The 12,608-nt window shown below is 72.6% G+C and carries 13 protein-coding genes; 6 read left to right on the forward strand and 7 right to left on the reverse strand.

Annotated elements, in window-relative coordinates:
* Positions 1-91 precede the first annotated feature (91 nt).
* From AMS65_RS00875 to AMS65_RS00885, 3 genes are read right to left on the reverse strand one after another with little or no spacing between them, the layout of a single operon-like run.
* A complete protein-coding gene (locus AMS65_RS00875; protein ID WP_053382303.1) occupies positions 92-991 on the reverse strand; it encodes a TIGR01777 family oxidoreductase in 900 nt (299 codons plus the stop codon).
* Positions 991-1,461, reverse strand: coding sequence for a pyrimidine dimer DNA glycosylase/endonuclease V (locus AMS65_RS00880; protein WP_053382304.1), 471 nt, complete (start codon positions 1,459-1,461; stop codon positions 991-993). The genes AMS65_RS00875 and AMS65_RS00880 overlap by 1 nt, the downstream gene beginning before the upstream one ends.
* Positions 1,458-3,800, reverse strand: a complete 2,343-nt coding sequence (locus AMS65_RS00885; protein ID WP_083451390.1) for an MMPL family transporter — start codon at positions 3,798-3,800, stop codon at positions 1,458-1,460. Before AMS65_RS00885 ends, AMS65_RS00880 begins: the two co-directional genes overlap by 4 nt.
* A 182-nt stretch (positions 3,801-3,982) precedes the next feature.
* Between AMS65_RS00885 and AMS65_RS00890 the strand changes: the two genes are divergently transcribed.
* From AMS65_RS00890 to AMS65_RS00900, 3 genes are all read left to right on the forward strand, one after another.
* Positions 3,983-5,512 carry a protein adenylyltransferase SelO gene (locus AMS65_RS00890; protein ID WP_053382305.1) on the forward strand — a complete coding sequence of 510 codons (1,530 nt, stop codon included), beginning with the start codon at positions 3,983-3,985 and terminating at the stop codon, positions 5,510-5,512.
* 76 nt (positions 5,513-5,588) lie between these two features.
* Complete coding sequence (locus AMS65_RS00895; protein ID WP_053382306.1) at positions 5,589-6,233, forward strand: SDR family oxidoreductase; 645 nt, start codon at positions 5,589-5,591, stop codon at positions 6,231-6,233.
* Positions 6,230-6,979 (forward strand): SDR family oxidoreductase, encoded by a 750-nt coding sequence (locus AMS65_RS00900; protein WP_053382307.1) that lies wholly within the window; start codon positions 6,230-6,232, stop codon positions 6,977-6,979. The genes AMS65_RS00895 and AMS65_RS00900 overlap by 4 nt, the downstream gene beginning before the upstream one ends.
* A 64-nt stretch (positions 6,980-7,043) precedes the next feature.
* Here the strand turns inward: AMS65_RS00900 and AMS65_RS00905 are convergent, their stop codons facing one another.
* Positions 7,044-8,195 carry a sensor histidine kinase gene (locus AMS65_RS00905; protein ID WP_083451391.1) on the reverse strand — a complete coding sequence of 384 codons (1,152 nt, stop codon included), beginning with the start codon at positions 8,193-8,195 and terminating at the stop codon, positions 7,044-7,046.
* Complete coding sequence (locus tag AMS65_RS00910) at positions 8,192-8,866, reverse strand: response regulator (protein WP_053382308.1); 675 nt, start codon at positions 8,864-8,866, stop codon at positions 8,192-8,194. The genes AMS65_RS00905 and AMS65_RS00910 overlap by 4 nt, the downstream gene beginning before the upstream one ends.
* A gap of 218 nt (positions 8,867-9,084) precedes the next feature.
* Between AMS65_RS00910 and AMS65_RS00915 the strand changes: the two genes are divergently transcribed.
* Positions 9,085-9,543, forward strand: a complete 459-nt coding sequence (locus AMS65_RS00915) for a DoxX family protein (RefSeq protein ID WP_053382309.1) — start codon at positions 9,085-9,087, stop codon at positions 9,541-9,543.
* 16 nt (positions 9,544-9,559) lie between these two features.
* On the opposite strand, the gene AMS65_RS00920 is transcribed toward AMS65_RS00915, so the two are convergent.
* On the reverse strand, positions 9,560-10,108 hold the full coding sequence (locus AMS65_RS00920) for a type 1 glutamine amidotransferase domain-containing protein (RefSeq protein WP_053382310.1): 549 nt from the start codon (positions 10,106-10,108) through the stop codon (positions 9,560-9,562).
* A 160-nt stretch (positions 10,109-10,268) separates the two neighbouring features.
* Here AMS65_RS00920 and AMS65_RS00925 point away from each other — a divergent pair, with 160 nt between their 5' ends.
* Together AMS65_RS00925 and AMS65_RS00930 are read left to right on the forward strand one after the other, a co-directional pair.
* Positions 10,269-11,327, forward strand: coding sequence for a hypothetical protein (locus AMS65_RS00925; RefSeq protein WP_157502007.1), 1,059 nt, complete (start codon positions 10,269-10,271; stop codon positions 11,325-11,327).
* 92 nt (positions 11,328-11,419) lie between these two features.
* Positions 11,420-12,319 carry an HNH endonuclease family protein gene (locus tag AMS65_RS00930; RefSeq protein WP_241489289.1) on the forward strand — a complete coding sequence of 300 codons (900 nt, stop codon included), beginning with the start codon at positions 11,420-11,422 and terminating at the stop codon, positions 12,317-12,319.
* Here AMS65_RS00930 and AMS65_RS00935 read toward each other — a convergent pair.
* Positions 12,247-12,585, reverse strand: a complete 339-nt coding sequence (locus AMS65_RS00935; protein ID WP_053382312.1) for a GNAT family N-acetyltransferase — start codon at positions 12,583-12,585, stop codon at positions 12,247-12,249. The two genes, AMS65_RS00930 and AMS65_RS00935, sit on opposite strands and share 73 nt — an antisense overlap.
* Between the last annotated feature and the right edge of the window lie 23 nt (positions 12,586-12,608).

Consider the following 12,608-nt stretch of genomic DNA (forward strand, 5'->3'; position numbering starts at 1 on the left):
GGGGGGGGGGGGGGGGGGGGGGGGGGGGGGGGGGGGGGGGGGGGGGGGGGGGGGGGGGGGGCAGCTCTGGCGCTGCCGCACCGGCGCCCGACTACTCCGCGAGGGCCGCGGCGATCGCCTGCTCCGCCGTGCGGTGCTCGAACTCGAAGCCCGATCGCTCCAGCACCGCTGGCCTCACGTGCGCGTCGGCGAGCAGCAGGGAATCGGCTGCGTCGCGGCCGAGGCCGAGGCGCAGCGCCGGGGTGGGAGCGGGCAGCAGGTACGGCCGGCGCATCATCCGCGCGAGCTCGCGGCCGATCTCGGTGGCCGAGGCGAGGGTCGGACCCGCGAGATTGACGGGCCCCTCGACGTCCGAATCGATGAGGTGCCGGATCGCGCGGACCTCGTCGTCGAGCGAGATCCACGGCCAGATCTGCGTGCCGCGTCCCAGCGGCCCGCTCAGGCCGAGCCGGGTGAGCGCGAGCAGCGGCTTCAGCACGCCGCGGCGGTGCAGCAGGGGAGCGGTGCGGAGGTGCACGATCCGCGATCCCGACCCCGCTGCGGCGGCCTCCCGCTCCCACTCCTCGCAGAGGCCGGCGAGGAAGGTGCGACCGGGGCTGCTCGACTCGTCGAGGTCCTCGCCCGGGCGGTCTCCGTAGTAGCCGACGGCCGAGGCGCAGAGGAAAGCGGGTGCCCCCGTGCCGAGCTCGCGCAGGGCGGCGGCGATGGTGCGCGTCGGGTTCAGCCGCGATTCGCGAAGCTCCTCGCGGTACGCCCGGGTCCAGGGAAGCCGGCCGATGCTCGCGCCGTTGAGGCAGACGACGGCGTCGGCTCCCGCCAGCGCTCCGGGATCGAGCGGTCGGCCATCGGCGAGCCACTCCACCTCGTTCGCAGTGCGGGCCGGGCGCCGCACCAGGTGGGTGACCTCGATGCCGTCGGACTGCAGGGACCAGGTGAGGGCCCCGCCGATCAGCCCGGACCCGCCCGCGATCACCACTCGCCTGTCGCTCATCATGCCTCCTTCGTCGATCCGCCGCTCTGCGACGCCCGTTCCCACGGTTCGATGTCCCCCGGCACCACCCGGAAGAGCGGGTGCGGGATCGGCGCGGCCTGCTCCCAGCGGGCGGCGTGCTCCGCGCTCCGCTCGTGGAGCTTGCGCCCGAGATGCTGCCACTCGAAGTCGAGCTGCCCCTGCGTCACCGGGATCTGCGCGATCGAGTCGCCGGATGCGGGTGCCGGGCGCAGGATCCGCGAGGCGTCGAAGCGGTAGCCGCGATCCCGAGCCTCGCCGGCGACCCCGCTCAGGTACGTACCCACCGCCGCGAGGGGATCGGCCTGCGCGCGGAAGCGCTCGAGCTGCGGGTGGTTGCGGTACCCCTTGGTGCGGCCCGCGAGCACGGCCTGGGCGAGCAGCGTCTCGCGCCAGCAGGCGAGCAGGCCCATGCGGTCCAGGTGCGACGGGTGCAGCGACCAGATCCTCATCGGCTCGTCTCCGTCTGCGGCTCGGTCTGCGTTCCAGGCTCGGCCGCCGCGTGACGGCCGTGCGTGACGGGAGCCGGAACGTCGGCCGGCGCGGGGCTCGTGCCGGCGTCTCCGGCGCCGGAGCCCGCGTCCTCGCGCCACAGCCGCGACGGCCACCAGATCGCCCGGCCGATGTCGGTCGCGAGCGCCGGCACGAGCAGCGAGCGCACGACGAAGGTGTCGAGCAGCACGCCGAACGCCACGATGAAGGCGATCTGCACGAGGAAGAGGATCGGGATGACCGAGAGCGCGGCGAAGGTCGCGGCGAGCACCAGCCCGGCCGAGGTGATCACGCCGCCCGTGATGGCGAGCCCGCGCTGGATCCCCTCCCGCGTGCCGTGCAGTTTCGTCTCCTCGCGCACGCGGGTCATGAGGAAGATGTTGTAGTCGATGCCGAGCGCGACGAGGAACACGAAGCCGTACAGCGGCACCGCGGGGTCGGCGCCCGGGAACTGGAAGACGCCGTTGAACACGAGTGCCGCGACGCCGAGTGCTGTGCCGAAGGAGAGCACGGTGGTGGCCACGAGCAGAATCGGCGCGAGGATCGAGCGCAGGAGCAGCATCAGGATCACGAGGATCACGGCGAGCACGAGCGGGATGATGAGCGTGCGGTCGTGGATCGACGCCTGATTCGTGTCGACGGCGGTGGCCGTGACACCGCCGATGAGCGCTCCCGTGCCCGCATCCCCCGTGCCCGTATCCCCCGTGCCGCCCAGCTCGGCTCGGAGACTCACGATCGTCTCGGCCGCGGCATCGGAGTCGGCGGCGTCCGAGAGGGTGGCCTGCAGCAGCACCCTGCCGTCGCTGACGGTCGGCTCGGGCGCGGGGGTGCCCGGCGGCCCGAACGCCTGGATCCCGTCCTCGGTCACGGGGGCGGTGCCGCTCGGCGATTCGGCGCTCGTCACCGAGACGCTCTCCACGCCCGCGTGGTCGAGCAGCGCGTCGACGGTTGACTGGAGCCGATCCTCGGCGACGAGCACGTAGGCGGGGCTGCCGGACCCGCCGGGGAAGTGCTCGCCGAGGACGGCCTGGCCCTCGCGCGCCTCCGACGCGCCGAGCACCAGGTCCGACTGCGGTACGCCCTGCGCCTGCAACTGGGGCACCGCTGCCGCGCCGAGCGCGAGCGCCAGAGCGGTGACGATCCAGACCGGGCGTGCGCGGCGGCGCACGAAGCGGGCGATCCGCGGCCAGATCCCGCGACTCGGCATGCCCTGCTCTGCGCGAACCGCCTCCGGCTCATAGGCCGGCCGTCTCGGCCAGTAGGCGGCGCGGCCGAACAGGAACAGCAGCGCTGGGAGCAGCGTCAGGGCCGACAGCATCGCGAAGACGATGCCGATCGACGCGACCGGGCCGAGCGTGCTGTTCGACTTGAGATCGCTGAGCAGCAGGCAGAGCAGGCCGGCGATCACCGTGCCGCCCGATGCGAGGATCGGCTCGAAGGAGCCCTTGACCGCCGCGAGGACGGCGGCGCCCCGGTCGCGGGACACCCGCAGCTCCTCCCTGAAGCGGGCGACGAGCAGCAGCGAGTAGTCGGTGGCCGCGCCGATCACGAGGATGAAGAGGATGCCCTGGGTCTGCCCGCTGAGCAGCAGCACACCGGAGTTCGCGAGGTGCCAGACCACGAGCAGTGCGGTGCAGAGCGCGAAGAGGCTGGTGCTGAGGACCACCAGCGGCAGCAGGAAGGAACGGTAGACGATCACCAGGATCACGAGCACCGCGAGCAGCGCCACGAGCAGCAGGATGCCGTCGATCCCGGCGAAGCCCGCCACGAGATCGGCCGTGAAACCGGCGGGCCCGGTCACGTGCACCGAGACGCCATCGGGCGACTCCGCGCGGAGCGTGTCGCCGAGGACCTCGACCGTGTCGGAGAGATCGGCATCCGCGTCGATGGGCACGAACACCTGGGCCGCGAGCCCGTCCTCGGAGGGGATGACGGGGGAGACCGCCTCGCCCACGCCCTCGAGCGCCGCGGCCTGCTCGACGGCCTGATCGAGCGCGGCCAGCCGATCGTCGCCGAGGGCCTCCGGCGCCGAGAAGACGACGACGGCGGGAATGCTGTCATCGCTGAGGAACCCGCCGAGCTCCTCGCGCACCTCGGTCGCCTCGGCCGACTCCGGCAGATACGACGTCTGGTCGTTGGAGGAGACCTCGTCCACCTTGCCGAAGAGCGGCCCGCCCATGCCGGCCGCGACGAGCCAGATGAGGATGAGCGCCGCAGGCAGCAGCGCGCGCAGCCAGCGGCGGCCCGCGGTGCGCGTCGGAGAGAGCTCGTCCGAACGGTTCCCGACATCGCCGCCCATCGGCACCTCCTGTCTGTCGCGCTCAGCCTATCCTGGCGGTGCCCGCCGGTTGAGCGGAGCGACGAAGGAGCGGAGTCGAAACCCCGCCGGCTCTCCGGGAACCCTGCGCAGGAGCGCCGACCTCCCGGCGCCGGGCCCGCCAAGCTGAACGCCCGCTGAGGAGCACCGCGTAGCCTCGGGGCATGGCTTCCCACGCAACCGATACCGGCCTCCAGCTCGGCGACGCGTTCGCTCGTGCGCTGCCCGAACTCGCGGTGCCGTGGCGGGCGATGCGCCCCGCGGATCCGGCGATCCTCATGCTGAACGAACCGTTGGCGCGCGAGCTCGGCTTCGACCCCTCGCAGCTGCGCAGCGAATCAGGCGTGCGATTCCTGTTGGGCAACGAGCTGCCGGAGGGCGCCGCGCCGGTGGCGCAGGCCTACGCGGGGCACCAGTTCGGCGCGTACGTGCCGCGGCTGGGCGACGGGCGGGCGCTGCTGCTCGGCGAGGTCGTCGACGCCCGCGGGCGTCAGCGCGACCTCCACCTGAAGGGTTCGGGCCGCACTCCCTTCGCCCGCGGAGCCGACGGCTTCGCGGCCGTCGGGCCGATGCTGCGCGAGTATCTGATGGGCGAAGCCATGCACGCGCTCGGCATCCCGACCACCCGCGCGCTCGCCGTCGTGGCGACCGGGCAGCGCGTGGTGCGCGACGACGTGCTCGACGCACTGCCGGGCGCCGTGCTCGTGCGCGCGGCGAGCAGCCACCTGCGCGTCGGCAGCTTCCAGTACGCCCGATCCCTCGGAGATGTCGACGCGCTGCGCCGCCTCGCCGACTTCGCCATCGCCCGCCACTACCCCGAACTGGCGCAGAGCGAGTCGCCGTACCTGGGGCTGCTCGAGGCGGTGATCGAGGCGCAGGCCCGCCTCAGCGCCTCGTGGATGTGCGTGGGCTTCGTGCACGGCGTCATGAACACCGACAACACGACGATCTCGGGCGAGACCATCGACTACGGACCGTGCGCGTTCATCGACGCCTACGATCCCGCGACCGTGTTCAACTCGATCGACCATCGCGGGCGCTACGCCTACGGCAACCAGCCCGGCATCGCCCTGTGGAACCTGACCCGCTTCGCGGAGGCGCTGCTGCCGCTGCTGGGTCGGGACGGGCTCGGAGACGACGCCTCCGGGCCTGCCGGGGCCGGCGACCCCGAGACGGCGAAGCAGCTCGCGCTCGGGGCGCTCGACGGATTCGCCGCGCACTACAGCGGGGCCTGGGCGAGCGGGATGCGGGCGAAGCTCGGGGTCGCGGCGGCTTCGGGATCGGACCGCCCCGTCGGCGACGAGATCCTCGCCCGGCTGAGCTCCGGTCTGCTGCAGGAGCTGCAGGATCAGGGGGTCGACTACACGACCGCGTTCCGGGCGCTGGGCGCGGCCGCCAGGGGGGATGACGCGCCCTACCGGGCCCTGACGGGCGGCGATCCCGGGGCGTGGTTCGCGGAGTGGCTGGCTCTCGCGCCGGACGCCGAGGCGATGGACGCCGCGAATCCCGTGTACATCCCGCGCAACCACCTCGTGGACGAGGCGCTCGACGCCGCGACCGCAGGCGACCTCGCGCCGTTCGCACGCATCCTCGACGCGGTGTCGCGGCCGTTCGAGGCGCGTGCGGGCCTCGAACGCTACGAGCGGCCCGCGCCGCCCGGATCCAGTCGCCACGTCACCTACTGCGGCACCTGACCGCTCACCCGCACCCGTGCAGACGGATGCGGGCCCGGCCCGGGACTTCGGCGCGCCGCGCGCGTAGGGTGGGAGCATGGCACGGATCATCATCTTCGGAGGACACGGCAAGATCGCACTGCTCGCGGAGCCGCTGCTGGCGGAACGGGGCGACGAGGTTACGGCGGTGATCCGCAATCCGGATCACGCCGAGGACGTGCGCGCAGCGGGCGCCCGTCCGCTGGTGGCGGATATCGAGCGGCTCGACGCGGAGGGGATCGCCGATCTCATCCGCGGCCACGACGCGGTGGTGTGGTCGGCGGGCGCCGGAGGGGGCGATCCCGAGCGCACGATGGCCGTCGACCGCGATGCGGCCATCCGCTCCATGGAGGCCTCGGCACTCGCCGGGGTGCGCCGGTACGTGATGGTGTCCTACTTCGGCTCGTCGCCCGAGCACGGGGTGGATCCGCAGCAGCCGTTCTTCCACTACGCCGAGGCGAAGGCCGCTGCCGACGAGTATCTGCGGGCGACGGATCTCGACTGGACCGTGCTCGGTCCGAGCACACTCACGCTCGACCCGCCGAGCGGCCGGATCGACACGAAGACCGCGGAAGCCGGCCGGGTGTCCCGCGCCGACGTCGCCGGCGTCATCGCGGCGGCGCTCGCCGACGACGGCACGATCCGGCGCACGATCCGATTCAACGACGGCGATCAGCCGATCGCAGAGGCGCTGGCCTCATGAGCCGGTCCGCGATCGTCACGGGGGCCGCGCGAGGGCTCGGCCGCGCCATCGCCCTCGAACTCGCGAACCGCGGCGAGCGGGTCGCGCTCTTCGACCTGGACGAGCTGGGCGCTGCGGAGACCGCGCGCAAGGCGCGCGAGCGCGGGGGCGCGGCGGAGTCCTTCGCCGTCGACGTGAGCGACGAGTCGAGCGTGCGCGCGGGTATCGCCGGTGCCGCCGAGCGACTCGGTCCGCCGCTGATCCTCGTCAACAATGCGGGAGTGCTGCGCGACGACCTGCTGTTCAAGATGACCGTGCAGAGCTGGGACACCATCATGGACGTGCACCTCAAGGGTGCGTTCCTGATGAGCCGCGAGACCCAGGCGCACATGGTCGAGCACGGCTGGGGCAGGATCGTGAACATCTCGAGCACGTCGGCGCTCGGCAACGCCGGCCAGGCCAACTACGCGACTGCGAAGGCGGGGATCCAGGGCTTCACGAAGACGCTCGCGCTCGAACTCGGCAGGTTCGGGATCACCGCCAACGCCGTCGCCCCGGGGTTCACCGTGACCGATATGACGCGATCGGTGGCCGAGCGGCTGGGGATCGGATTCGACGAGCTGGTGGAGTGCGAGGCCGCAGCCACCGCCGTGCGCCGGGTCGGAACCCCCGAGGACATCGCGAACGCCGTGGCGTTCTTCGCCTCCGAGGCGAGTGGGTTCGTGTCGGGGCAGGTGCTCTACGTGGCGGGAGGCCCGCGCGGCTGACGGGGTCTCTGATCTGCGTCTGAGGCGACTGCCGCCGCAGGCGCCCCCGCCTCAGGCTCCCGCTTCAGGCGACCGGCACTGCGAGACGCGCCTCCCAGCCTCCGTCGCCGGCGGGCCCGGCGCTGAACGTGCCGCCGAGCAGGTGCGCCCGCTCCTCGAGCCCCAGCAGCCCGAGTCCTGACCCCGGCAGGGGCTGGCGGGGTTCTGTCGCGCTCCCGGTGCGCACCGCGAGGTGCACCGCCTCGTCCGACTGATGCGCGTCGATGCGCACGGCGGCGCCGGGGGCGTGCTTGCGCGCGTTGGTGAGGCACTCCTGGACCGTGCGGTAGACGGCGCGCTGCACCCCTGACGGCAGCCCGTCGTGCAGGTCGATCGAGACCTCGGCGTCGATTCCGCTCGCTGCGACGAGGCCTGGAATGTCCGAGACCGTGGGCTGCGGGTGCACCTCGCGGGTCGTCCCGCCGGACGCCCGCAGCAGCGCGACCATCGTGCGCAGCTCTTCGAGGGTCAGCACGCTGAGGCCGCGGATCGTGCGGGCCGACCCCCGCACTCCGGCGTCCGCGGCGCTCACCTGCAGGGCTCCGGCCTGCACCGCGATGAGGCTCACGTTGTGGGAGACCACATCGTGCATCTCACGGGCCAGCACCGTGCGCTCGCGCGCCAGCGTCTCGCGCGCGGCCATCTCGCGCTGCGCCTCCTGGGCACTGCGCAGCTCCTCGTAGCGTTCGCGCAGCTCCGCGCCGGTTCGCGCCAGCAGCCCGAGCGCGACCGGGCCGCCGGCGAAGAGCGCTGCCGAGACGCCCGCGGTGAACAGGTCCCGAGGCGACTCGAACGGGGCTGCTACCACGAGCTGCATCGCGAAGACGAGCCCGGCGCAGACGCCGATGAGCCAGGAGCGGCGTACGCGCTCGGCGACGCTGAAGAGGGCGATCACCATCGCGATGACCGCGCACCCGACGTGCAGCGCGGGCAGCACGAGCAGCAGGCTCACGACCGGAAGGCGGCGGCGCACCAGCAGGCCGGCTGCGGCGACGAGGGCCAACCCGGTGGTGAGCGGGGAGGCCGAGATCAGCGTGAGCAGCGCGTCCGCCAGCGCCACCGCGACGATCGTCGCCTCGACGGCCCAGGCCGGGGCGATCCGCAGCAGGGCGGCCGGGTGGGGGCGCGGAGCCGCCCTCCGCATCGGGGCGGGAGGCACCGCGACCGCCGCGCTCATCCCGTCCCCTCCAGCAGCCCGCCGCGCTCCGCGACGAGCGCGGCTTGCACTCGGCCCGGCACTCCGAGTTTCGCGAGCAGCGCCGACACGTGGTCCTTCACGGTCCCCGTCCCCAGATGGATCTCGGCGCCGATCTCCGCATTGGAACGACCGCGCGCCAAGCGCAGCAGCACGTCCCGCTCGCGGTCCGAGAGCGTGTCGATCAGCGCCGCGGCCTCGGGGTCGTATCTGGGGGCCAGGCTCGCGCCCACGACCGCTCGCGCCGCAGCCGGAGCGAGCACCACCCCTCCCGAGGCCAGCGTGCGCACGTACTGCGGCAGGGCCTCGGGATCGGTGTCCTTCAGCAGGAAACCAGCGGCCCCGATCGACATCGCCTCGGCGATGAGGTCGTCGCTTCCGAAGGTCGTGAGCATCGCCACCCGGGGCGCCTGCGCCCCGCGAGGCAGGGAGCGGAGCACGGTCAGCCCGTCGACCTCGGGCATGCGGATGTCGAGCAGCACCACATCGGGCGAGGTGCGGTCGATCAGGGCGAGCGCGTCGCGTCCGTCTGCGGCGCCGACCACGCGGATGTCGGCGGCGGCTTCGAGGATCAGCGTGAACCCCTGGCGGATGAGCGCCTCGTCGTCGATGATCGCGACGCGGACGGGTCGCTCGGCAGTCGGCGGGTGCATGCGACCAGCGTAGATCCGTCGGCTGGGCGTCGGCGGCGCGAGACCCGGTCTCCCGCCATCGGACGGGGTGACTCCAGCCGGTCGGCGGGTGCCGCGCAGCCGAGGTCCGCGGCCAGGATGGAGAGCGTCGTCGGGGCAGGGAGGCGTTCGTGCCGCCGCTGCCCCGACGATGCCGGTCCGGATCAGGTCCGGTCCCTTCTCGATCTCCCGGAGTTCAGATGACCCCTCCCAGCACTCCCGCCACCACCGCGACCACCCGCGCCATCCGCACCGACGCCGGGCTTGCGGTCCTGCGCATCGGACTCGCGGTCCTGCTGCTCGCCCACGGTGCGCAGAAGCTCTTCGAGTACGGCATTCCCGGAGTGTCCGGAGCCTTCACCGAAGCGGGGGTGCCGCTCGCGGGGGCCGCTGCCACCGCGGCGGCGCTGATCGAGACGGTGGGCGGACTCGCGATCCTGCTCGGGATCGGGTCGCGCATCGCCGCAGTGCTGGTGGCCGTCGAGATGCTGGTCGCGATCTTCACGATGCACCTCGGCGCGGGCTACTTCGCGGATGGCGGCGGTGCCGAGCTGCCGTTGCTCGTGGCCTCCACGGCGCTCGGCATCGCGCTCGCCGGCCCGGGGCGCTACTCCCTGGCCGGGCTGCTGCTCACCCGCCGTTCCCAGCTGCTCGCCTGAGCGGGAGGGGCCGTCGTCAGGTCGTCTGGCCCGGGTGCTTCCCCTCGGCGATCTCCTCGATGAGCTTGGCGTTGAACGCCGGCAGATCATCCGGGGTTCGGCTCGTCACGAGGCCCTGATCCACGACGACCTCTTCGTCGACCCACGTCGCGCCCGCGTTGCGCAGGTCCGTGCGCAGACTGGGGTAGGAGGTCACCGTGCGGCCGCGCAGCACGTCCGCATCGGCGAGGATCCAGCCGCCATGGCAGATCGCGGCCACCGGCTTGTGCTGCTCGAAGAAGCCACGGGTGAACGCCACCGCGTGCTGGTCGAGGCGGATGTGGTCGCCGTTGACGACGCCGCCCGGCAGCAGCAGCGCGTCGTAGTCATCGGCCCGCGCCGCGGAGCTGGCGCGGGAGACGTGCGCCTCGTGCCCGTTCTTGCCCCGGATGGTGCCGGTGTTCGTGGAGACGATCTCGATCTCGGCGCCGTGCTCCCGCAGGGCCGTGAGCGGCTCGGTCAGCTCCGAATCCTCGAAGCCGTTCGTCGCGAGGATCGCCACGCGCTTGCCTGTCAGATGGGTCATCTTGATCTCCTGACTGTCTCTTGTCTGGTCGGTCGTTCCGAACGCTTCCAGACAATCGGTTCGGAGCGCACCGCATCACCCCGTTGCGCGAAACGGATCGAGCCGGTACGGAGTGGCGCGCGACCCGAGCCCCGACGCGCTTTTCTCATAGGGTGGAGGCATGGGGGGAATTCCGAACACGGGTACCGGACGAGGGTTCCGCAGGGCGGTGCTGGCGGAGGCGCCCGGGGCGAGGCGCCGGGAACGGCAGATGCTCATCGCCTCGCTGCTGCTCCTGCTGCTGGTCGTGCCGCTCCTGGGAGCGATCACCGCGTTCGCCTTCTGGGTCTGGCTCACGGGGTACACCCCGGCGGGCAGGGATCCGGAGCCTCCGATCGTGGCCTTTCTCATGGCGGCTGGCGCGAGCACGGTCACCCTGCTGGTCATCGCGGCCCCGGTGTCCGGGTGGATCGCGGTGGCCCGCGAGTGGCGCGCGCGTCGCCGGATCGCGGCGTTCGCCGAGCGCAGCGGATGGCACTACATCGCGGAACCCCCGCTGAGCAACTTCGGCGCGCTGCTCTTCAGCGTGGGCAACCGCGCGCGCGTCGAGAACAGCCTGCACCGGCACGGCGAGCGGTACCTCGAGGTCGCGAACTACAGCTACTCGACGTCTCAGCTCGAGAATCCGCGCACGGAGGTCGGCTTCGTGCGCATCGAACTGCCGCGTCGCCTGCCGCACATGTACCTGCAGTCGCGCACCTGGACGGGGAAGCCGAACGCGATCCGCATCCCGTTCGGCACCCATCAGCGCCTCTCGCTCGAGGGCGACTTCGACCGCTGGTTCCACCTCTACTGCCCTCGCGAGTACGAGCGCGACGCCCTCTACGTCTTCACGCCCGACCTCATGGCCGTGCTCATCGACCACGCAGCCGGGTTCGACGTCGAGGTGATCGACGACTGGCTCTACGTCTACGGACGCACGGGTTTCGATCTGAGCGACGCCGCGGTCACCGAGTTCGCGCTGCGTCTCGACGACGCGCTCGGCCGCGGCACCGCGCGGCAGACCCGGCGATATCGCGATGACCGCTCGGCCGACCCCGCATACGTGGGGGAGGGCGGATCGCGACTGCGCTGGAGCCGGGCGCGCATCATCGGCGCCACGGCGGTCGCGAGCCTCGTCGGCTGGGGGGCCGTGGCGGCGGTGCTCCTCCTCACCGGAGGCCTCTCGCTCACGGCGTAGCCGGCGCGTGCGCCTCGATGTCGGCGGCAGCCGATACGGTGGAGCGCGGTGAATCGAGGGAGGCGAGAGGGCTGAAGAAGAGATCGTGGCTCGTGACGGGTGCACTGCTGCTCGCGGTGCTCGTGTGGGTGCTGGGCGCAGCCGAGCAGGACGCGCTCGCGGGCGGCACCGACCGGGCAGCGGACGGCGGCTCGTCCCTCGAGGAGGCCGCGGGCGGCGATCCCGGCACCGGCACCGGCACCGATGCCGGTGCCGGTGCTGAGCCCGGAGCCGCTGATGTTCCCGGATCCGCCGTCGAGCCCGGACCCGCCGACGAGCGGGCGCCCGATCCCGACCCCGACCTTGCGCCGGGGAGCGAGCGGCAGACGGTCGTCGAGCTGCTCGACACCATTCCCGTGAAGGGCCGTGCGCCGAAGACCGGCTACGACCGCAAGACGCAGTTCGGCAACGGCTGGAAGGACCCGGATCGCAACGGCTGCGACGCCAGGAACGACGTCCTGCTGCGGGACCTCGACGACGCGGTGCTCGAGGGCCCCTGCAAGGTGCTCTCGGGGGTGCTGCTGGATCCGTACACCGGCACCCGCATCGACTTCGTGCGCGGGCAGGCCACCTCGCAGGCCGTGCAGATCGACCACGTCGTGGCGCTTTCGGACGCCTGGCAGAAGGGCGCGCAGGCGCTCACCGGAGACCGGCGCCTGGAGTTCGCCAACGATCCGCTCAACCTGCTCGCGGTCGACGGCCCCACGAACAACCGCAAGGGCGATTCGGACGCGGCGAGCTGGCTACCGCCCCAGCGGGGCTTCCGCTGCGAGTACGTGGCGCGCCAGGTGTCGGTGAAGGCGGCCTACGAGCTGTGGGTGACGGCGGCGGAGCGGGACGCGATGCGGCGCGTGCTCGCGAGCTGCCCGGCGCAGCCCGCCTACTCGCCCGGGGAGCCGCCGACCGGTCCTTCGCCGCCCGGCCACTCCACGGCGGCGACGAACTCGGGGTGACGTCGCAGCCAGGCCGCGACGAAGGGGCAGTGCGGCACGATGGTGTGCCCGAGCTCCCGCGTATGCTCCAGCGCCCGTGACACGAGGGTATTGCCGAGGCCGCGGCCGCTGAAGGCCGGATCGATCTCGGTGTGCGTGAAGTCGTAGGTCGATCCGCCGTCGCGCTCCCGGTACTTCGCAAAGCCCGCGAGCACACCGTCCACCTCGATGACGAAGCGGTGGGCCTCGGCGTCCTCCCGAACGGTCACTGTCTCCTGGTCGTTCATCGGTGCCTCCTCCGAGTCGGATG

It is taken from the genome of Leucobacter celer subsp. astrifaciens (assembly GCF_001273835.1).
GTDB lineage: Bacteria > Actinomycetota > Actinomycetes > Actinomycetales > Microbacteriaceae > Leucobacter > Leucobacter celer.